The organism is Castellaniella sp. WN, from assembly GCF_054457555.1.
The window spans coordinates 2,082,945-2,103,645 of the sequence record NZ_JBTKZC010000001.1 but is presented as its reverse complement, the minus strand read 5'-3'; the positions used below and the strand labels follow the sequence as shown (position 1 = coordinate 2,103,645).

Annotated in this window: 20 protein-coding genes; 13 read left to right on the top strand and 7 right to left on the bottom strand. The window is 65.5% G+C overall.

Annotation, left to right across the window (positions count from 1 at the left end; genetic code table 11):
* Nucleotides 1–140: 140 nt before the first annotated feature.
* From ftsW to lpxC, 8 genes are all read left to right on the top strand, one after another.
* Nucleotides 141–1,346 (top strand): putative lipid II flippase FtsW, encoded by a 1,206-nt coding sequence (ftsW, locus tag ACTPOE_RS09815; RefSeq protein ID WP_458872030.1) that lies wholly within the window; start codon nt 141–143, stop codon nt 1,344–1,346.
* Nucleotides 1,343–2,416, top strand: coding sequence for an undecaprenyldiphospho-muramoylpentapeptide beta-N-acetylglucosaminyltransferase (murG, locus tag ACTPOE_RS09810; RefSeq protein ID WP_458872029.1), 1,074 nt, complete (start codon nt 1,343–1,345; stop codon nt 2,414–2,416). The genes ftsW and murG overlap by 4 nt, the downstream gene beginning before the upstream one ends.
* The gene (gene murC / locus ACTPOE_RS09805; RefSeq protein WP_458872028.1) at nt 2,413–3,819 is read left to right on the top strand and encodes a UDP-N-acetylmuramate--L-alanine ligase; all 1,407 of its coding nucleotides are present in this window, start codon (nt 2,413–2,415) and stop codon (nt 3,817–3,819) included. The genes murG and murC overlap by 4 nt, the downstream gene beginning before the upstream one ends.
* Entirely contained in the window at nt 3,816–4,763 is a 948-nt protein-coding gene (locus ACTPOE_RS09800; RefSeq protein WP_458872027.1) for a D-alanine--D-alanine ligase, read from the top strand. The genes murC and ACTPOE_RS09800 overlap by 4 nt, the downstream gene beginning before the upstream one ends.
* A gap of 14 nt (nt 4,764–4,777) precedes the next feature.
* On the top strand, nt 4,778–5,581 hold the full coding sequence (locus tag ACTPOE_RS09795) for a cell division protein FtsQ/DivIB (protein ID WP_458872026.1): 804 nt from the start codon (nt 4,778–4,780) through the stop codon (nt 5,579–5,581).
* Nucleotides 5,578–6,804, top strand: coding sequence for a cell division protein FtsA (gene ftsA / locus ACTPOE_RS09790; protein WP_458872025.1), 1,227 nt, complete (start codon nt 5,578–5,580; stop codon nt 6,802–6,804). Before ACTPOE_RS09795 ends, ftsA begins: the two co-directional genes overlap by 4 nt.
* A gap of 76 nt (nt 6,805–6,880) precedes the next feature.
* Nucleotides 6,881–8,053: a cell division protein FtsZ gene (gene ftsZ / locus ACTPOE_RS09785; protein ID WP_458872024.1), complete on the top strand. Its 1,173-nt coding sequence runs from the start codon at nt 6,881–6,883 to the stop codon at nt 8,051–8,053.
* Between the two features lie 254 nt (nt 8,054–8,307).
* Nucleotides 8,308–9,231 (top strand): UDP-3-O-acyl-N-acetylglucosamine deacetylase, encoded by a 924-nt coding sequence (lpxC, locus tag ACTPOE_RS09780; protein WP_458872023.1) that lies wholly within the window; start codon nt 8,308–8,310, stop codon nt 9,229–9,231.
* A gap of 33 nt (nt 9,232–9,264) precedes the next feature.
* Here lpxC and ACTPOE_RS09775 read toward each other — a convergent pair whose 3' ends face one another.
* Nucleotides 9,265–9,735: a DciA family protein gene (locus ACTPOE_RS09775; RefSeq protein WP_458872022.1), complete on the bottom strand. Its 471-nt coding sequence runs from the start codon at nt 9,733–9,735 to the stop codon at nt 9,265–9,267.
* A gap of 12 nt (nt 9,736–9,747) precedes the next feature.
* On the opposite strand from ACTPOE_RS09775, the gene ACTPOE_RS09770 reads away from it, so the two are divergent.
* Nucleotides 9,748–10,785, top strand: coding sequence for a M23 family metallopeptidase (locus ACTPOE_RS09770; RefSeq protein ID WP_458872021.1), 1,038 nt, complete (start codon nt 9,748–9,750; stop codon nt 10,783–10,785).
* A 93-nt stretch (nt 10,786–10,878) separates the two neighbouring features.
* Nucleotides 10,879–13,638: a preprotein translocase subunit SecA gene (gene secA / locus ACTPOE_RS09765; RefSeq protein WP_458872020.1), complete on the top strand. Its 2,760-nt coding sequence runs from the start codon at nt 10,879–10,881 to the stop codon at nt 13,636–13,638.
* A gap of 387 nt (nt 13,639–14,025) precedes the next feature.
* On the opposite strand, the gene ACTPOE_RS09760 is transcribed toward secA, so the two are convergent.
* The 4 genes from ACTPOE_RS09760 to ACTPOE_RS09745 all read right to left on the bottom strand — a co-directional run bounded on the left by ACTPOE_RS09760 (nt 14,026) and on the right by ACTPOE_RS09745 (nt 17,308).
* On the bottom strand, nt 14,026–14,376 hold the full coding sequence (locus ACTPOE_RS09760) for a hypothetical protein (RefSeq protein ID WP_458872019.1): 351 nt from the start codon (nt 14,374–14,376) through the stop codon (nt 14,026–14,028).
* A gap of 41 nt (nt 14,377–14,417) precedes the next feature.
* Nucleotides 14,418–14,951, bottom strand: coding sequence for a hypothetical protein (locus ACTPOE_RS09755; RefSeq protein WP_458872018.1), 534 nt, complete (start codon nt 14,949–14,951; stop codon nt 14,418–14,420).
* Nucleotides 14,952–15,020: 69 nt separating this feature from the next.
* A complete protein-coding gene (locus ACTPOE_RS09750) occupies nt 15,021–16,724 on the bottom strand; it encodes an IS1634 family transposase (protein WP_458870344.1) in 1,704 nt (567 codons plus the stop codon).
* Between the two features lie 197 nt (nt 16,725–16,921).
* Complete coding sequence (locus tag ACTPOE_RS09745; protein WP_458872017.1) at nt 16,922–17,308, bottom strand: hypothetical protein; 387 nt, start codon at nt 17,306–17,308, stop codon at nt 16,922–16,924.
* Between the two features lie 186 nt (nt 17,309–17,494).
* Between ACTPOE_RS09745 and ACTPOE_RS09740 the strand changes: the two genes are divergently transcribed.
* The 3 genes from ACTPOE_RS09740 (at nt 17,495) to mazF (ending at nt 18,433) form a co-directional block, all read left to right on the top strand.
* Nucleotides 17,495–17,704 carry a helix-turn-helix domain-containing protein gene (locus ACTPOE_RS09740; protein WP_458872016.1) on the top strand — a complete coding sequence of 70 codons (210 nt, stop codon included), beginning with the start codon at nt 17,495–17,497 and terminating at the stop codon, nt 17,702–17,704.
* A 148-nt stretch (nt 17,705–17,852) separates the two neighbouring features.
* A complete protein-coding gene (locus ACTPOE_RS09735) occupies nt 17,853–18,095 on the top strand; it encodes an AbrB/MazE/SpoVT family DNA-binding domain-containing protein (RefSeq protein ID WP_458872015.1) in 243 nt (80 codons plus the stop codon).
* Nucleotides 18,092–18,433, top strand: a complete 342-nt coding sequence (mazF, locus tag ACTPOE_RS09730; RefSeq protein WP_458872014.1) for an endoribonuclease MazF — start codon at nt 18,092–18,094, stop codon at nt 18,431–18,433. Before ACTPOE_RS09735 ends, mazF begins: the two co-directional genes overlap by 4 nt.
* A gap of 261 nt (nt 18,434–18,694) precedes the next feature.
* Here mazF and mgtE read toward each other — a convergent pair whose 3' ends face one another.
* Together mgtE and ACTPOE_RS09720 are read right to left on the bottom strand one after the other, a co-directional pair.
* Nucleotides 18,695–20,176 (bottom strand): magnesium transporter, encoded by a 1,482-nt coding sequence (gene mgtE / locus ACTPOE_RS09725; protein WP_458872013.1) that lies wholly within the window; start codon nt 20,174–20,176, stop codon nt 18,695–18,697.
* A 13-nt stretch (nt 20,177–20,189) separates the two neighbouring features.
* A complete protein-coding gene (locus ACTPOE_RS09720; protein WP_458872012.1) occupies nt 20,190–20,582 on the bottom strand; it encodes an acyl-CoA thioesterase in 393 nt (130 codons plus the stop codon).
* Nucleotides 20,583–20,701 lie beyond the last annotated feature (119 nt).

Here is a 20,701-nt window from a genome sequence, read left to right as displayed (position 1 = left end):
GGCCGCCCCAAGCGCGAATTCCCCCTCGGGGGGATGAGACCGGACACAAGACAGTCCCTGCGGACTGGCTTGTGCCTGGCGAATCCGAGCGGCATGCAGGCCGCGAGGTGGATAGCGCGTAGCGCCAAGGGGGCACTATCATGAGCGTACTGGGCACCCTGAGCGGCGGCGTGAACGCGGTGCGGCCCGGTCGCACCGCCATGCCCAGCGTGGACGTGGGCCTGATCGTGGCGGTCAGCGCCCTGGTCCTGTTCGGCCTGCTCATGGTGTATTCGGCCTCGATCGCACTGGCCGACGGGCCGCGCTACGAGAGCTATGGCCGCTTCTATTTCGTCGGCCGTCATGCCGCCTTCATCGTCATCGGTCTGCTGACGGCGCTGTTCACCGCCAGCGTGCCGATGCGGATCTGGCAGAAGGTCTCGTTGCCCCTGTTCGCGCTGGCGCTGGCCCTGCTGGTGGTGGTGCTGGTGCCCGGCATCGGCCGCGAGGTCAACGGCGCCCGGCGCTGGCTGCCCCTGGGGCCGGTGAACTTCCAGCCCTCGGAACTGATGAAGGCCGCCATCCTGCTGTACGCGGCTGATTACGTGGTGCGCAAACAGGCCCACCTGCAGGGCTTCGTGCGCGGTTTCGTGCGCGGCTTCGCGCCCATGGCGCTGGCGCTGATGCTGGTCGGCGTGCTGCTGCTGCTGGAACCCGACCTGGGTGCCTTCATCGTCATCGGCGCCATTGCCGTCGGCATCCTCTTCATCGGCGGGATCAACCTCAAGCTGTTCACCCTGCTGCTGGGCGGGGTGATGTCCAGCTTCCTGATGCTGATCTGGCTGTCGCCCTGGCGCCGCGAACGCCTGTTCGTCTACCTGGACCCCTGGAACCCGGACAACGCCTACGGCAGCGCCTACCAGCTGTCCCATTCCCTGATCGCCCTGGGGCGGGGAGAATGGTTCGGCGTCGGCCTGGGCGCCAGCATCGAGAAACTGCATTACCTGCCCGAGGCGCATACCGACTTCATCGTCGCCGTCATCGGCGAGGAGCTCGGCCTGGTCGGGGTGCTGTGCCTGATCGCCGTGTTCGTCTATGTCGTGATGCGTGGTTTCGACATCGCCCGTCAGGCCATGGTGCTGGAGCGGGTCTTCGATGGCCTGGTCGCCCAGGGCGTGGCCCTGTGGATGGGCGTGCAGGCTTTCATCAATGTCGGCGTCTGCCTGGGCCTGCTGCCCACCAAGGGGCTGACTCTGCCGCTGGTCAGCTACGGCGGCTCGGGCATCGTCATGAATCTGGCGGCCATCGCGCTGCTGCTGCGGGTGGATTATGAGACCCGCTGCATGATGCGGGGAAAACGGCGATGAGCGCGCGCACGATCCTCATCATGGCGGGCGGCACGGGCGGGCACATCATGCCGGGGCTTGCCGTGGCCGAGACCCTGCTCGCCGCCGGCTGGCGGGTGCTGTGGCTGGGCGATCCCGAGCGCATGGAAGGCCGTCTGGTGCCGGCGCGCGGCATCGAGCTGCTGCCGTTGCGCTTCGGCGGCGTGCGCGGCAAGGGCGCCGCGGCCCTGCTGAAGCTGCCGTTCACCCTGGGCGCGGCCTGCCTGCGGGCGCGCCGGCTGCTGCGCGCGCACCGTCCCGACGTCGTGCTGGGCATGGGCGGCTACGCGGCCTTCCCCGGCGGCCTGATGGCGCGCCTGGCCGGCATCCCCCTGGTCGTGCACGAGCAGAACGCCGTGGCGGGCACCGCCAACCGCGTCCTGGCTCGTTTCGCCAGCCGGGTGCTGTGCGGTTTTCCGGGAGCGCTGCCCGACGCCCTGATGGTGGGTAATCCAGTGCGCGCCGCGCTGGAATCGGTCGCCCCCGCGGGCGAACGCTACGCCGGCCGCCAGGGGCCGCTGCGCCTGCTGGTGGTGGGCGGGAGCCTGGGGGCGGCCCGCCTGAACGAACTGGTGCCCGAGGCCCTGGCCCTGCTGCCGGCGGCGTCCCGGCCGCGGGTGCGCCACCAGGCGGGCGAGCGCCACGCCGAGGGCGTGCGCCGGAATTACGAACGCCTGGGCGTGGAGGGGGAGGTCTCGGCTTTCATCGACGACATGGCCGCGGCCCTGGGATGGGCCGACCTGGTCGTCTGCAGGGCTGGCGCGATGACCGTGGCCGAGGTCGCGGCCGTGGGCGTGGCGGCCCTGTTCATCCCGCTGCCGCATGCCATCGACGACCACCAGACAGCCAACGCCCGTTATCTGTCGGAATGCGGGGGCGGCTGGATGATGCGCCAGGCCGATCTGGACGCGGCGGGGCTGTCGGCCTGGCTGGCCGCCCGCCAGCGGCCCGAGCTCGCCGCCGTGGCCGCCCATGCCCGCGAACACGCAAGTCTGAACGCCGCGCAGCTGATTGCCGATGCCTGCGTCCACAGTCTGGAGGAATCGGCATGAAGCATCGCATCCGCAACATCCACTTCGTCGGCATCGGCGGTTCGGGCATGAGCGGCATCGCCGAGGTTCTGCTGAATCTGGGCTATTCCATCAGCGGCTCCGATGTCCAGGAAACCGCTGTGACGCGGCGGCTGGCGTCGCTGGGCGCGCGCATCCTGATCGGCCATGCCGCCGAGCACATCCAGGGCGCGGGCGCCCTGGTCACGTCCACCGCGATCGGCGCGGACAATCCGGAGGTCCTGGCGGCCCGCGCCGCGCGCGTCCCGGTGGTGCCCCGCGCCCTGATGCTGGCCGAGCTGATGCGCCTGAAGCGCGGCATCGCCATCGCCGGCACGCACGGCAAGACCACCACCACCAGCCTCGTGGCCAGCGTGCTGGCGGCGGGCGGACTGGACCCCACCTTCGTCATCGGCGGGCGGCTGAACGCGGCCGATGCCAACGCGCGGCTGGGCCAGGGCGACTACATCGTCGTCGAGGCCGACGAGTCCGACGCCTCGTTCCTGAACCTGCTGCCGGTGATGGCGATCATCACCAACATCGATCTCGACCACATGGACACCTACGGGCACGACGTGGCGCGCCTGAAGAGCGCCTTCGTCGAGTTCACCCAGCGCCTGCCGTTTTACGGCAGCGCGGTGCTGTGCGTGGACGACGCCAACGTGCGCGAGATCATTCCCTTCGTGTCGCGACCCGTGACGACCTACGGCATCGACATGCCGGCCCAGGTGCGCGCGCGCGACTTGCGCGCCGACGGCACCGTCATGTGCTTCGAGGTCGAGCGCCAGGACGCCCAGGGCGATCTGGCGCCCCTGTCCGTGCGCCTGAACCTGCCGGGCCGGCACAACGTGCTCAACGCGCTGGCCACTATCGCCGTCGCCACCGAACTGGGCGTGCCCGACGAGGCCATCGCCGAGGCGTTGGCCCAGTTCCGGGGCGTGGGGCGCCGTTTCACCCAGGTCGGCCGCTTCCCCGTGACGGCGAAGAACGGCGGCGGGACGTATTCCGTGATCGACGACTACGGCCACCACCCGGTCGAGATGGCGGCGACCCTGGCGGCCGCGCGCGGCGCCTGGCCGGACCGCCGCATCGTGCTTGCCTTCCAGCCGCATCGCTACACGCGCACGCGCGACTGTTTCGAGGATTTCGTGCGTGTGCTGGGCTCGGCCGACGCGGTGCTGCTGACCGAGGTCTACCCGGCCGGCGAGGCGCCTCTGGTCGCCGCCGACGGCCGCGCGCTGGCGCGCGGCCTGCGGGTGGCCGGCAGGGTCGAACCGGTGTTCGTCGAGGACGTGGCCGACATGGCGGGCGCGATCAGGGATTTCGCCCGCGACGGAGACGTCGTGATCATCATGGGGGCGGGCTCCATCAGCCGCGTCCCCGCGCAACTGGGGAGTCCGCTATGAGCCAGTCATTCGGCCGCGTGGGCGTGCTGTACGGCGGCAGTTCGGCCGAGCGGGAAGTCTCGCTGATGTCGGGCGCCGGGGTCTGCGCCGCGCTGCGCGAGGAGGGCGTCGACGCCCATCTGTTCGACACCGGGGAGCGCAGCCTGGCGGACCTGGCCGCGGCGGGCTTCGACCGCGTCTTCATCGCCCTGCACGGACGCTACGGCGAGGACGGCACGCTGCAGGGCGCGCTGGAACTGCTGCGAATCCCCTACACCGGCAGCGGCCCGCTGGCCTCTTGCCTGGCCATGGACAAGATCGCCACCAAGCGGCTGTGGCTGCAGCACGGTCTGCCCACCCCGCGCTTCGCCGAGCTGGAATGCGACGCCGACCCGTCGGCGCTGGCCGGGACCCTGGGCCTGCCGTTGATCGTCAAGCCGCCGCACGAGGGCTCGACGCTGGGCTTGACGCGGGTCGAAACGGCCGACCAGCTGCGCGATGCGCAGGCGCTGGCCTGCCGTTTCGATGACCTGGCCCTGGCCGAACAGTTCATCCAGGGACGCGAGCTGACCATCCCGGTCCTGGGCTCGGGGGCGGACGCCCGGGCGCTGCCGGTGATCGAGATCATCGCGCCCCAGGGCAACTACGACTACGAGCACAAGTACGTGTCCAACGACACCCGCTACGACTGCCCGGCCGATCTGTCGGCCGACCTGACGCGGCACATCCAGGACCTGGCCGTGCGGGCCTACCGGGCGCTGGGCTGCGAGGGCTGGGGCCGGGCCGACGTGATGCTCGACGGGCAGGACCGGCCCTGGCTGCTGGAGATGAACACTTCGCCGGGCATGACGAGCCATTCGCTCGTGCCCATGGGGGCCCGGGCCGCCGGCATGAGCTACGGCCGGCTGTGCGTGGAAATCCTGTCGACGGCGCGCTGCAAGCTGCGCCAGGCCAGGACCTGTTGAGGGAGGATCCGGACGTGTTCGCCGAAGCCCGACTGACCAATCTGATCGCCAATCTGCTGGCTCTGCTGGCGGTGTTGGCCATGGTGATCGGTGCCGTGGTCTGGACCATCCGGCGGCCGTATTTCTCGATTTCCCGGATCGAGCTGGCCCCGGCGGCCAGTTCGGCTCTGCAGTACGTCACGCCGTTGAGCCTGCAGACCGCGCTGGCTGGCCAGGTGCGGGGCAATTTTTTCCTGATGGACCTGAACGCGGCCCGGCGCCGCATCGAGGCCGCGCCCTGGGTGCGGCACGCCATCGTCCGGCGGGTGTGGCCGGCCACGCTGCAGGTGCGCATCGAGGAGCAGCAGCCGCTGGCCTTCTGGAACGAGAATCAGATGATCAACACCTGGGGCGAGGCTTTCACGGCCAACCAGGGCGAACTGCCCGACGACCTGGACCTGCCTCAGCTGAATGGTCCGGTGAATTCCGAGCGGCTGGTGGTGCAGCGTTACGCCGAGATCGCCCGCTGGTTCGCCCCGCTGGGCCTGAGCGTGCGCGAGGCCACGCTGACCCCCCGCTACGCCTGGGAGGTCACGCTGTCCGACGACGTGCGCTTGACGCTGGGTCGGGATCCGGCCGCCGACGCCGCCGATCCCCACGGGCGCTCCGGCGCCCTGCCGTTCGCCGCCCGCATCGAACGCTTCGTCCAGGCCTGGCCGGAACTGACCCGGCGCCTGGGCGGCCGCATGATCGCCAGCGCCGATCTGCGCTATCCGAATGGATTCGCGATCACGCTGTCCCCCGAAACCTCCGCATCCACCCGATCGACCAGACCATGACCCGTGACATCAAAGACCTGATCGTTGCACTCGATATCGGCACCAGCAAAGTGGCAGCCGTCGTCGCCGAAATCCTGCCCGACGGCGGGTTCGAGGTGCTGGGCCTGGGGCAGCACGAGTCCGAGGGCATGCGCAAGGGCGTGGTGGTCAACATCGAGTCCACCGTGAATTCCATCCAGCGCGCGCTGGAGGAGGCCGAACTGATGGCCGACTGCAAGATCCGCGAGGTCTACACCGGCATCGCGGGCAGCCACATCACCAGCTTCAATTCCAGCGGCATGGTGGCGGTCAAGGACAAGGAAGTCACCGCCACCGACGTGGCGCGCGTGATCGAGACGGCCAAGGCGGTCAACATCCCGACGGATCAGCAGGTGCTGCACGTGCTGACGCAGGAGTTCATCGTCGACGCGCAGGAGGACATCCGCGAGCCGATCGGCATGAGCGGCATGCGCCTGGAAGTGCGCGTGCACATCGTCACGGGCGCGGTCAGCGCGGCCCAGAACATCGTCAAGTGCGTGCGCCGCTGCGGCCTGGAGGTCCAGGACCTGATTCTGCAGCCGCTCGCCTCCAGCCTGTCCTGCCTGACGACCGACGAGAAGGAACTGGGCGTGGTGCTGGTGGACATCGGCGGGGGCACGACCGACATCGCCATCTATACCGGCGGCGCGATCCGCCACACCTCGGTGATCCCGATCGCGGGCGACCAGGTCACCAGCGACATCGCGGCCATGCTGCGTACCCCGACCCCGGACGCCGAGGAAATCAAGCTGCGCCACGGCATCGCCAAGCAGGCGCTGGTCGACGCGGAGGAAATGATCGAGGTGCCGGGTCTGGGGGATCGCCCCAATCGCAGCGTCAAGCGTCAGGCGCTGGGGGCGGTGATCGAGCCGCGCATGGAGGAATTGTTCGGTTTCGTGCAGCAGGTGGTGCGCGAATCCGGCTACGAGGAATTGCTGTCGTCCGGGGTCGTGCTGACCGGCGGGACGGCGCTCATGCCGGGCATGGTGGAACTGGCCGAGGACGTGTTCCTCAAGCCGGTGCGCGTCGCCGTGCCCATGTACGAAGGCAGTCTGGCCGACGTGATGCGCAATCCGCGCTTCTCGACGGTGATGGGCTTGCTGACCGAGGCGCGCATGCAGCGCGCTCGCGGCCGCAAGGTGGCGCAACAGAAGGGAACGGTCAAATCCATTCTGGCGCGCATGAAGGAGTGGTTCATGAACTGAAGCGGCGACAAGGCCGCCATGGACATGGGCTTTTCAGGGGAAGTTGTTCGTTTTTCCGTATGTGAGGGAGTCAACCATGATGAATTTTGAAATGCTGGATACCAGCAGAAACGGCACCATGATCAAGGTCGTGGGTGTCGGCGGGGCCGGCGGCAATGCCGTGGCCCACATGATCCGGTCGGGCGTGCAGGGCGTGGAGTTCGTCTGCGCGAATACCGATGCCCAGGCACTGGCCACCAGCGAGGCGCCGGTCCAGATCCGTCTGGGCCGCACCGGCCTGGGCGCGGGCGCCAAGCCCGAGCAGGGGCGCGCCGCCGCCGAGACCGCCCGCGAGGAAATCCGCGCGGCGCTGAACGGCGCCCACATGGTGTTCATTACCGCCGGCATGGGCGGGGGCACCGGGACGGGGGCTGGTCCCGTGGTGGCCGAGGTCGCCAAGGAACTGGGCATCCTGACGGTGGGCGTGGTCACCAAGCCTTTCGTCTTCGAGGGCGGCAAGCGCATGCGCATGGCCGAGGAAGGCATTCGCGAGCTGTCGCGCCATGTCCATTCGCTGGTGGTCGTGCTGAACGAAAACCTGTACGAATTGATGGACGAGGACGCCACGCAGGAAGACTGCTTCCGCGCGGCCGACGACGTGCTGCACAATGCCTGCGCCGGGATCGCCGAGATCATCAACGTCGAGGGCAACGTCAACGTCGACTTCGAAGACGTGAAGACCATCATGGGTGAACAGGGCCAGGCCATGATGGGCACCGCCGTGGCCTCCGGGGCCGACCGCGCCCGCATCGCGGCCGAGCAGGCGATCGCCTGCCCGCTGCTGGAAGGCGTGGATCTGCACGGCGCGCGTGGCGTCCTGGTGAACATCACCGCCAGCCGCTCGTTGAAGATGCGCGAGACCCGCGAGATCATGGACACGATCGGCAGCTACGCCTCGGCCGACGCCACGGTGATCTTCGGCACGGCCTACGACGAGTCGATGGGCGAGAACCTGCGCGTCACGGTGGTCGCCACCGGTCTGGGAGCCGCCGCGGCCCGCCCGCAGCTGGTGTCGAACAATGCCGAAGCCCAGCGCACCGGTACGGACAACATGCCGGTGGGGGCCGTCGGCCATGATTTCTCCGGCACGGATGTGCCGTCCGTGATCCGCAACCCGCGCAGCCATGCCTCGGCCCAGGTCCGGGCGCTGGAAACGGCCGGCATGGATCACTTCGACATTCCGGCGTTCCTGCGCAAGCAGGCCGACTGACCCGGCCCGCTTCGGCGCATCACCTCACATCGCGGCTGCCGTACAGCAGTTCGCGGCGCCTGGCGCGTCTTCCCCTGCCCCTGGGGGAGGGCGCGCCTTCGCTTTGGTTTTGCTTGCATCCATGTCCGGCCATGTCGCATCTGGCAATGTCGCATCTGGCTATCGTGGAAAACCCGGATATTGATTACAATACAAAAGATCAGGCAATGCGAGGCACGCCTCGCAGGGCTGTTTCTACGTCAGTGAAGAATCCCATGCTCTTGCAGCGCACCATCAAACAGCCCGTGTCCACCACCGGAGTCGGTCTGCATTCCGGCCGCCGCGTGGAAATCACCCTGCGCCCGGCCGAACCCAATACCGGCATCATGTTCCACCGTGTGGATCTGCCCGAAATCGTGGATCTGCCCGCGCGCGCCGACGCCGTGGGCGATACCCGCATGGCTTCGGTTCTGCAGCAGGGCTCCGTGCGCGTCTCCACTGTCGAGCACCTGATGTCGGCCCTGGCCGGGCTGGGCGTGGACAACCTGCACGTCGATCTCGACGCCGAGGAAGTTCCCATCATGGACGGCAGCGCGGGCACCTTCGTCTACCTGCTGCGCAGCGCCGGCCTGCTGGAACAGGCCGCTCCGAAGCGCTTCCTGCGGGTGCTCAAGCCCGTCGAAGTGCGCGAAGGCGAGGGGCCGGGTGCGAAATGGGCGCGGCTGGAGCCCTACGACGGCTTCGCGCTGTCCTTCTCGATCGATTTCCGGCATCCCGCCATCGATTCCACGGCCAACGCGGCCGAAATCGACTTCGCCCGGGATTCCTATGTCAAGACCATCGCCCGTGCGCGCACCTTCGGCTTCGCCAGCGAGGTCGAGGCCCTGCGTTCCATGGGCCTGGCGCGCGGCGGCAGCCTGGACAACGCCATCGTCATGGACGAATACCGCGTCCTGAACGCCGACGGGCTGCGCTACGATGATGAATTCGTCAAGCACAAGATCCTCGACGCCATCGGGGATCTATACCTGGCCGGCAAGCCGCTGGTAGCGCGCTACGTCGCCTGCAAGTCCGGTCATGGCCTGAACAACCAGTTGGTGCGCGCCCTGCTGGCCCGGCAGGATTGCTGGGAACTGGTCAGCTACGAATCGCGCGACACCGCGCCCGCCGCCTTCACCCGTGACTGGCAACTGGCCTGAGTGCGGTTTTCCGTCGCCGGGCCTGAAGTCCTTTCACGAACGGTGATGGCGCAGCAGCCGGCCGATGGCATCAGCCAGCGGGCCGGGCGCTACCCGGCGCTCCAGATCCTCGAAGGATCGCAGGGCGCTTTCTCCCAGGGGTTCGGCTTCCCGCCCGGGCTTTTGTGTCCAGGTCCGGTCCATGGCGGCGTCGATCCGGACGACAATGCGTTCGACGGGCCAGCCGGCTTCCCGGATGCGGCCGGCGGCGGCTTCGGTCAGCTGGCGCAGCCGGGCGGCGTGCGCGGGGCCGGGAACCATCACGGTGATTTGCAGTCCATCGATGCGGGCGACCCGGATCCGGCGCGCCAGGGCGGGCGGCAGCGTTCCCGCGAGCACGGCCTGGATGGCCAGCAGTTCGCGCGCCGTGCGCATCATGTGCGCCCCCTGGGGGTGGCGGTCCAGCCATTCCAGGGCCGGAGTGCCGGATGATCGGTTCCGCCGAGGCGGCGTCGCCATGGACATGAGGAATTTTGAGTGACGAAATCGAAACACACTGCCCGCGCAGCGCTCTGGCTGCATTCTAACGCGCGTTTCCTGCGTGGATTGGGCGGGGCCTGCGCCCTGGTGCTGGCGGCCTGGGGCGGCGCCCAGTGGCAGGCCTGGCGCACGCCGGTCCTGGAACCCGGCCAGCGCGAGGCGATCGATTCACGCCTGCGGCAGGATTCCGCGGCGCTGCAAGGCAGCATCGCGGGCCTGGCGGGCAAACTGGGCGAACTGCAGGGCCGTGTGCTGGCCATGGAGTCTGTGCGCGAGCGCGTCGCCCAGGCGGCCGGCCTGAGCTACACGGCGCCGGAACTCGCTTCTCGCGCCGACACCGCGTCCGCCGCTCGGCCGGCCGGCCTGCCGGGGGCTGGCGACGAGGTCGCAGCGGGCGACACCCAGGTGATGGACGACATTCCCGCCCTGTCGCTGCCGGCACCCGCGATCGGCTCGGCGGAATTGCTGGGACGGCATATCGACGCGCTGGGGCGGCGCCTGGAAACCCAGGAGGACGCCTATGCCCTGGTGGACGCGGCCCTGTCCCGCCAGGCGGGCTTCCAGGCCAGTCTGCCGACCCTGTCGCCGGTCGATTATCCCGCCCTCAGTTCGTCGTTCGGCTGGCGCCGCAATCCCGTCAGCGGCCGCCACACCATGCACGAGGGCCTGGACTTCGTCGCACCCCGCGGCACGCCGATCCGGGCGGCCTCCGGCGGGCTGGTGACGCGGGCGGGCACCTGGCACGGTTACGGCCGGATGGTGGAAATCGACCACGGCAACGGCCTGCGCACCCGCTATGCCCACGCCTCCAGCGTGCTGGTGAAGGCCGGCGACATTGTCCGCCAGGGCCAGTTGATCGCTCGGGTGGGCAGCACCGGCCGGTCCACCGGCTCGCACCTGCACTTCGAGGTGCGGATGGCGGACTACCCCCTGGACCCGACCCTGTTCATTCAGGAAGATGCCCGCACGCGCCTGGCGATGGGAACCTCCGGGCAAGTCGAGCCCGCCGATGCGGGGGCTTCCTCCCTGCGTTAAACTGCATCGTTTACCTGCGGCCGCCATTCGGCGACCGCGCCTCACAATCTTCCGGCGTCCGATCACCCTTCGGGCCCGCAGCGACGACACGATATGGTTTCTCTGCTCAAAAAGATCATCGGCAGCCGCAACGACCGGCTGTTGAAGCAGTATCGCAAGCAGGTCGCGCAGATCAATGCGATCGAACCTTCCATGCAGGCCCTGTCCGACGATGCGCTGAAGGCCAAGACCGACGAATTTCGTCAGCGGATCGCGGACGGCAAGTCCTTGAATTCCTTGCTGCCCGAAGCCTTCGCCGTGGTGCGCGAAGCCAGCCGCCGCGTGTTCGGCATGCGCCATTTCGACGTCCAGATGCTGGGGGCGATCGCCCTGCACAATGGCAAGATCGCCGAAATGCGTACCGGCGAGGGCAAGACCCTGATGGCGACGCTTGCGGTCTACCTGAACGCCTTGAACGGGCGCGGGGTCCACGTGGTGACGGTCAACGACTACCTGGCCCGCCGGGACGCCGAATGGATGGGCCGGCTCTACGGTTTTCTGGGCATGACGGTCGGCGTGGTGGTGCCGCAGCAGGACAACGAGGAAAAACGCGCCGCCTACCAGGCCGACATCACCTACGGCACGAACAACGAATACGGCTTCGATTACCTGCGCGACAACATGGAATTCCGTCCGGAAGACCGCCGCCAGCGCAGCCTGGCCTACGCCATTGTCGACGAGGTGGACTCGATCCTGATCGACGAGGCGCGCACGCCGCTGATCATTTCCGGCCAGGCCGAGGACAACACCGAGCTCTACATCCGCATGAACGCGGTGCCGCCGCTGCTGACGCGCATGATGGAAGAGCCCAAACCCCATGAGCCCGAGCCCGAAGGCGATTTCTGGGTGGACGAGAAAGCCCAGCAGGTGCACCTGTCGGAAGCCGGCCAGATCAAGGCCGAGCAGATCATGGCGCGCCAGGGCATTCTGCCCGAAGGCGAATCCCTGTACGACCCGCGCCACATCTCGCTGATGCACCACCTGCTGGTGGCCCTGCGCGCGCACAATCTGTTCCACCGCGACCAGCAGTACGTGGTCCAGGAAGGCGAAGTCGTCATCGTCGACGAATTCACGGGCCGCCTGATGGCGGGCCGGCGCTGGTCCGACGGCCTGCACCAGGCGGTCGAGGCCAAGGAAGGCGTGCGCATCCAGAACGAGAACCAGACGCTGGCCTCGATCACCTTCCAGAACTATTTCCGCATGTACGACAAGCTGGCGGGCATGACGGGGACGGCCGACACCGAAGCCTACGAATTCCAGGAAATCTACGGTCTGGAAACGGTCATCATCCCGACCAACCGGCCGATGGCGCGTCAGGACCAGAACGATCAGGTCTTCAAGACCGACGCGGAAAAATACCGCGCGATCCTCGCCGATATCGTCGATTGTCACAAGCGCGGCCAGCCGGTGCTGGTGGGTACCACCAGCATCGAGAACTCCGAGCTGCTGTCCAACGCGCTGAGGAAAGAGGGCCTGCCCCATGAGGTGCTGAACGCCAAGCAGCACGCCCGCGAGGCGGAGATCGTCGCCGAGGCCGGGAAGCCCGGCCACATCACGATCGCCACCAACATGGCCGGCCGGGGCACGGACATCGTGCTGGGCGGCAGCGTGGACAAGCAGATCGACCTGGTGCGCGCCGATCCCGACCTGTCCCCCGGGGACAAGGAGGCCCGCATCGCCGCCATCCGCGCCGAATGGGCGCCGGCCAACGAGGCCGTGAAGCAGGCCGGCGGCTTGCGCATCATCGGCACGGAACGCCACGAATCCCGGCGCATCGACAACCAGCTGCGGGGCCGCGCCGGCCGCCAGGGCGATCCGGGCTCTTCGCGCTTCTACCTGTCGCTGGACGATTCGCTGATGCGGATCTTCGCCGGCGACCGGGTGCGCGCCATCATGGAACGCCTGCGCCTGCCGGAAGGCGAGCCGATCGAGGCGCGCATGGTGTCGCGTTCGATCGAATCCGCGCAGCGCAAGGTCGAGGGCCGCAACTTCGACATCCGCAAGCAGCTGCTGGAATACGATGACGTGGCCAATGACCAGCGCAAGGTGCTCTATGCCCAGCGCAACGAGGTCCTGGAAGCGGAATCGGTGGCCGACACGATCGCCAACCTGCGCGATGCGGAGATCACGGCGGTATTCCACCGCTACGTGCCGGAAGAGACGATGGAGGAGCAGTGGGACATCCCGGGCCTGCAATCGTCCCTGGAGTCCGACTGGGCGATCGCGCTGCCGCTGGCCGAGATGCTGGAAAAGGAACCCAACCTGACGGACGAAGATCTGCTGGAGCGGGTGCTGGCCGAAGCCAGGCGATTGTATGACGAGAAAGTCGCCCTGGTGACCGAGGCCGGCTGGCGGCCGTTCGAGCGTTCGGTGCTGCTGCAGTCGCTGGACACGAACTGGCGTGCCCACCTGGCGTCCCTGGATCATCTGCGCCAGGGCATCCATCTGCGTGGCTATGCGCAGGTGGATCCGAAGCAGGCCTACAAGCGCGAGGCGTTCACGCTGTTCTCGGACATGCTGGACCGCATCCGCAACGAGACGATCCGGGTGCTGATGACGGTGCGCATCCAGTCGCGCGAGCAGGTGGAGGTCGAGGAACCGGCGTCGCCGGCGCTGGAAAATGTGCGCTACCATCACGCGGACTACGACGCGGCCTTGCGCGGCGAGGACCTGGGCCTGGACGAGACGCCGGCCGGCGCCACCGGCCAGAAGGCGGCGACCCCGGCCGGCGCGGTGCCGCGCGTGGGGCGCAACGACCCCTGCCCGTGCGGTAGCGGGAAGAAATACAAGCACTGCCACGGGCAGTTGAAGTAAGGCTTCTTTGGGTGGGTGGAAAGGCCGGGCATCGCGTCCCGGCCTTTTTGTTTCTGGTGGGTGTGTCGTTGTGGCTTTATTTGCGGGGCAGTGCGCGGGTTGCTGGTTCTTCTGCGAAACCTCGGCGTCGCCCCGTGGCCGCCCCGAGCGCAGGTCGTCCGGTTCCGGCTGCGCCGGAACTGCCCGGCCGCCAGCCAGCCATCGGGGCGTTCGCCAAACTCGCGGGGTGGTCAGTCCCCCGGACTGACCACAAGCGTCCCGCTCAAACAGTGGCTCACTTGCCTCCCCGCTGGCTGGCTTCTGACCGGCGGACTCCAACAGCGCCCGGGGCGACCACAGGACGCCGCCTGACGAGGAGGGAGGGTGGCAGGTGCTTCACACGAGATGCTAATTTGAGAATGATTGTTGGAAGGTTTTGAGATCCATCGCAATGCCTTCACCAATCAGTAGATCCAAGAGCTTCTGTTGGGCTTCCATCCGGGTGGGCCGGTTTAGCTGAACTGAGATGCGCGCGTTCTTTAGTAATTCTTGAGTGATCACATGCTTAGGATAGCGGCGCAGTTTTTCTGAACGAGATTTCAGTTCACTAAGATATTGCATCATTTGATGCGGCGGCAGTGAGTCAAACCCGCCACCAGCCCCAGCAAAGGCGCCGATCTTTGTGCGGACAACGGCCTCAAAGATATTGGTCATCTTGGTTAGATGGTGCCCAAGAATGATTTTTTGAATGAAGTTCATTATGATCCTCGCGGCCCTGTTCTGTGGTTTATATGACCAACCTATTCTAAGAAATTAGATTTGTTTTGAGAGATTGGCTGTCGTTGCATAAGCTGGTTGGTAATTTCTGGCGGGGCATATTGCAGGATGGTTACTGCTGTAGTGGTGCCGGGCTTCGATTCGACTATCCCTATGACGTATGGATTTTCTTTTTCTGATATGAAGTACTCGGCGGTCTGGACGCCGGAGGGAGCTTCGATCTCCTTGCGGACCGGGTAGTTCTTCAAAATTGACTCTCGTAGCTTGTTGGCAATCCTGTCTTGAGCCACAACTGCACATGTTCCGATTTCAGTCATTCCGAGCAGAAATACTTCTCCAGCGTAGGGGACGGTGAACACCCTGCCGTTATGTTCAGCCATGACTGGATCCGTAAGGGCGAGTTTTTGCGATAATTCCTTACCGCCGAATCCGGCAATGGTGGTTTCAATGCTTTGAAATTCAGGTGCGGCAAGAAAGCATGTCGAGTCGAAAACCTCTAGCATTTTTTGTGCTATATCTGTTTTGGCAGCATTTGATGAGCTGATGCCGAACAACATTACACCCCGAGTTCGACAGTTAGAACCGCAACTCATTGATTTATAAAGAAGCGCCTTAAAAACGCTCCATTACAGATTAACGAAGGCCTCAGTTGCTGTGAGCTTTCCAACCTGCAGGCTCTTCAGGATGGCCGCCTGTTCGGCATCGATCGTCGAGATGCCCGTGATGGATTTGCCGCCCGGCAGCACGACCCGGTGGGTCTGGATGCGACGCAGAATCGACAAGGCGCGCTCGGGCGAGACCACGTCGGCCACGGGCTGTTCGCGCAGCCGCATGCGTATGACCCGTTGCAACACCAAGGCAATAAAGCAGATCATGGCGTGTGCCCGGATGCGATCGGGGCGTCGGTGGTAGACGGGTCCGATCTCAATTTCGGACTTGAGCACCTTGAAGCCCCGCTCGATGTCGGCCAGGGATTTGTAGCGGCTAATCACATCGGCTGGCGCCAGATCGCAGACGTTGGTGATCAGTAGCAGCTTGCCATCCATGGCGCGTGCCAGGGCCAGCGCCTTTTCATTGACCTGGTAGGTGAAGAGCTCACTTTTAAGGTCTACCCGGATGATGCGTGCGAGATGCGCTTCGCAGACCGCGTGATAGAACCGGGCGCGCGCGCCACCATCGGAGAGCTTGCGGCCTTTGCCGCGTACCCCAGCATCCTGGGCGTCCAGTTTGCCGACCCACTGGGCGGCCTGGGCTTCGAGCGCTGCAATTTTCTGATCGCGCTGGGCCGTTTGTTCGGCAGCCCGGTACCGATCATGGGCAACAACCAACCGCAGCCCTTGCCACGCCTGTTCGCCCACGATCTCGGGGCTGTCGCTCTCGATAGCCGCTTGGTTGATCGGTTCGAGCAGCTCGGCAAACTCGTTGTACCGTCGGCCGGGGACCGCCAGAATGAATTCCAACGGCTGGCCATTGGGCAGGCGCATGGCTTGCAAGTCTGCGAGGTTGTCAATCGACAGCAGCCCTCGATCGGCGACGGCGATTACCCGGCGCACCGGGAAGCGATCCATGACCTTTTGCAGCGAGGCCTTCAGCGTCCCCACTTCGGCCGTATTGCCTTCAAAGATCTCGTGATAGAGCGGGATGCCTTCAGCGGTTTGCACCAGCCCCAGCATGAACTGACGGGCAATGATGCCTTCCTTGGACTTGCCAAACTGGCGAATGTCATCCGTTTGCTCAGAGAGCCCTTCGGCACGAATCGTGGTCATGTCGTAGAAGACCACCGACAATTCTTCACTTACCAAGGGTTTGACGGCTGCGACCAGCGCCTGATCGATGACGGCCTGGTGCTCCACCATCGCGTCCATGGTGCGCAGCAATTGCTGGTGCTCAACCGATGCCAGATCGGTATCGGGAAAGCTGACGGTCTGTAGCCAGCGCAGGGTCCCAAGCTTTGAATCGGCATCGCTCAGGCGATTAAAGACCATGACGCGCAGTAGCGCCTCCAGGTCGATTTTGTGGCGGGTGCGCTGGCGCAGCACCTGACGCAGGCGATCCAGGCCCAGCTGCTTCCAGATCTGAGTCAGTGCCCAAAGGTCCCCGATGGCTCGTGAAGAATCGAAGCGGGCGGTGCCATCATCAAGCGCTGGTGAAGGCTCTATGCCCAGGATGCGCGCCAGGCCTTCGTGCAGGGACTTGATGGAATCACCCATCTGGTCCAAACGGCCAAGTGTCGCCACAGTGCGCTGCTTGGGGCACCCAGCGTCGTCGCGGTAGGCCTCCACGAGCTGCACATAGCGGCGGGGGCCTGACTTGGTGACTTTGATAAACATGCCATTACTATAATCACATATACACAGTATAGTCAATGCGCAATTATGATAACGTGCCATTACAAAATTATCGTTGTAATTCTGTGAAAGCCGCGTCGTTACTGCGTTTCGATCAAAAAGCAGGGGTCAAACTGTCGAACTCAGGTTACACCAGCGCCTATAGTGGCCACGACTCGCTTAGTCCGCAACATATCGGATTATTCCTTTGATTCATGCAGTTCGCTCGGCGGAATTTTCTCCACGGGCTTTTCTGTGGGTATGCACCCCTTGTCCTGGTAAAGCGCATGTAGCCGCTTGTATCTTGCTTGTGCCGCCTTGGCCTCGACTGAGTGGGCATTACCCGTGTCCATGAAGAACCATGGAACCAATAAGAAGGCACCAGCGATTCCGAGCCCGACATTCTTCGCGACCTGGCCGGTGCCCTGTGCATCGCTGTCCGCGCGCTCGGTTTCCATATCCTGCATTTCGTTTTCGATGGAACGGCAGCTCATGTTTTCATCGCCAACCTGCGATGTCTGCACGGGATTCGGGGTTGTGTGGGCGCATGCGCTGAGCAGTGCCGCCACATTGATTGCCACGATCATTTTTGAGAGTTTTGAGGGCCGTGAGTGTCGGCTCTGACAGGTCATGCTGAGGGTGCCCTTGTAGACAGTTGTCCGTAGACCATAGTCTACAAAACTAGCATCTTCCCTGCAATGGGACCGTCTCCAAAAGGAACGCTCGAGAAAACGTTCGGTGACGTGCTGAGATCGCTACGGAATACGCGCGGCATGTCGCAAGAAACACTGGCCTTCGAAGCCGATCTCGACAGAACATTCATCTCCATGCTGGAGCGAGGTCAGCGCCTGCCCTCTATTGCGACCGTCTTGGCCCTGTCCAAGCCGCTTGGACTCACAGGCGCTGATCTGGTTGGACATGTCGAGGCAGCGCTTGCAAGTTCACGGGATGGTCATCCAGCGCGCCCTGCCGCCAGCCGGTGAACCGGGGCTCAAGCATGCTTGATGAGGCGTCTCTTGTGCCGCAGGTGAATGACGGGCGACGATCCAGCATGTAGATACGGGTGTTGATACTTGCGTAGGAATTACCTATACTTCATAGGTATCTACATTTGTTTCTACGGAGGTCGCCATGGCGCTTCAGATCCTCAAGAAATGGGGTAACAGTCCGGCGGTCCGTCTGCCTGCTGCGATCATGGAAGCGGCGCAACTGACACTTGAGCAAACCGTCGAAGTCCGTGTTGAAAACGGCCGTATCGTGATCGAGCCCGCCGCGCCGGTCTACCAACTGGACGATTTGCTGGCGGGCATCACCGTTGAAAACCAGCATGGCGAACAGGACTTCGGTGATCCCCTGGGGCTGGAACTGTTGTGAAGAGTTGTTACACGCCAGAGGAAGGCGATATCGTCTGGCTGAATTTCACGCCGCAAAGCGGACATGAACAAGCGGGTCGCCGGCCGGCCGTGGTGCTGAGCCCTTTGGCCTACAACCAGCGTTCTGGTCTGATTGTCTGTGTTCCGATTACCAGCCAGGTCAAAGGCTATCCCTTCGAGGTTCCGCTGAATGGCGGCGGCGCCCTGGGGGTTGCTCTGGCCGATCAAATCAAGAGCCTGGACTGGAAATCACGTCAGGCTGAACGCAAGGGCCAGGCCACGGCCGCCGAACTCGCGGACATCAAGGCCCGGATCAAGGCATTACTGAAGCTTCCCTGACTTCGTCAGACCGCACGGCCCCCTCCCGGGCGCGCTGTTCGAGCCCGCCAGGCGGAGGGTCGATAGCCGGGAGGCAAGCGAGCCACCGTTCAAGCGGGACGCTTGCGATTCGTCCGGGGGACGAATCGCCCCGCGCGTTTGGCGAGCGCCCGGATAGCGATCCGGAGCCTGGGCAGTTCCGGCGCAGCCGGAACCGGGTGAGCTGCGCGTCCGGGAGGGGGCCGTGCGGTCGAGGTGTCGCACAAGCACCCGCCACGGCAACTACAGCAAAAACACCGTCGCCAGCCCCAGGAACAGGAAGAACCCCAGCGAGTCCGTGGCGAAAGTCAGCAGCACGGACGAGCCCATGGCGGGGTCCTTGCCGAAGCGGTCGCGCAGCAGCGGAATCAGCACCCCCAGCGCCGCGCCGATCAGCATGTTGCCGACCATGGCCGCCATCATCACGCAGGCGACCGCGTAGGAATCCGAAATCATCCAGGCGAAGGTCGCCGCGACCAGGCTGCCGCAGGTCCCCACCAGGAACGTCACCTGCAGCTCGCGCTTCACCAGTTGCGTGATGTTCGCGCCGGTGACGCGGCCCGTGGCCATGGCGCGGATGATCATGGTCATGGTCTGGTTGCCGGAATTGCCGCCGATCCCGGCCACGATGGACATCAGGAAGGCCAGGATCACGATGTGGCTGACCGTGTCCTCGAAACGGGACGCCACGAAGGACGCGATGGAGGCCGTGCACAGGTTCACCAGCAGCCAGGGCGCGCGGTTGCGCAGAGCCGCCAGGACGGGTGCGAAGATGTCCTCTTCCTGCAGGCCGGCGCGCGAAAGTTCCTGTTCCTGGGAGTCTTCCTGCAGCACATCAACGACTTCGTCGATGGTGACGCGGCCGATCAGGCGGCCCTGTTCGTCCACCACCGGGGCCGACACCAGGTCGTAGCGCTCGAAGGCGTTGGCGGCGTCGGTGTCGGGGTCCATCGGATTCAGGCTGAGGACATCGGGCTCCATGACCGCATTGACCAGAGTGTCGGGTTCGCTCAGCAGCAGGCGCGACAGCGACAGGGTGCCGCGCAACTGGTCGGCGCGGTCCACCACGAAGATCTGGTCGGTGTGGTCGGGCAGTTCGTGCAGCCGGCGCAGGTAGCGCAGCACGACTTCCAGGGTCACGTCTTCGCGTACCCGGACCATGTCGAAGTCCATGATGGCACCGACGGTATCCTCCGGGTAGCCCATGGCGGCGACCAGTTGGGCGCGCTCGGCGTCGGTCAGGCCCTTCTGGACCTCGGCGATCACGTCGGGGGGCAGGTCGGGCGCGAGATCGGCGATCTCGTCGGCGTCCATGGTGCCCGTGGCCGCGATCAGGTCCTCGTGGTCCATGGACTCGATCAGCGATTCGCGGACCCAGTCCTCGACTTCCAGGAGCACGTCGGCGTCGTGTTCCTGGCTGACCAGTTGCCAGACCGCCTGGCGCTGCTGCACCGGCAGGGATTCCAGGATGAAGGCGATGTCGGCCGGGTGCAGCGCGTTGACGATCTGGCGGATCTCGTCCTCGTGCTGGCGCTGCAGCATGCCTTCCAGCAGGTTCGAGCCGTCCTCGTCTTCGTGCTGGCGCTGGGCGAGCGCGTCCACGACCTCCTGGCGCTTCAGGATGGCCTGCAGTTCCTGCAGCGCCAGCTGGGCGTCCTCCGGGTCCAGGCGGCGCGGGATGACGACCGGGATGGCGGTCTCGGCGGCGACGGGCTGATCGGCCATCGGTGCGGGTTCCTCAGATCGGGGGCAGGGGGCGGCTGCGACGGTTCTCGTCGGTGGCGACGTAGGTCAGGGTGGCCTCGGTGACCTTGACGACCTCGGCCTCCAGGCGCTGGCGTTCGGCGTAGACTTCGACAGAAACGGTGATGGAGGTCCGGCCTGTATGAGTGATTTCAGCGTAGAAGCTGAGCAGGTCGCCGACGAAGACGGGTTGCGTGAAGGTGAAGGCGTTGACGGCCACGGTGGCGACCCGCCCGCCCGCGCGCCGCGTGGCCGGGATGGAGCCGGCGATGTCGACCTGGGACATGATCCAGCCCCCGAATACGTCGCCATGGATGTTGGCGTCGGCCGGCATGGGCATGACGCGCAGGACGACCGGATGTTCGGAGGAGGGCAGTGCAGTGGTCATGGCGGTCTCGGAGTGGAGCCGGGCGCCGCGTCCAGGACGGCGGGCGCGTATTCCGGCAAAACGCGTATTTTAACCGTTCGTCATGCGGGGTTCGTGGCGGTGTGCGGGGCTCGTGCGTG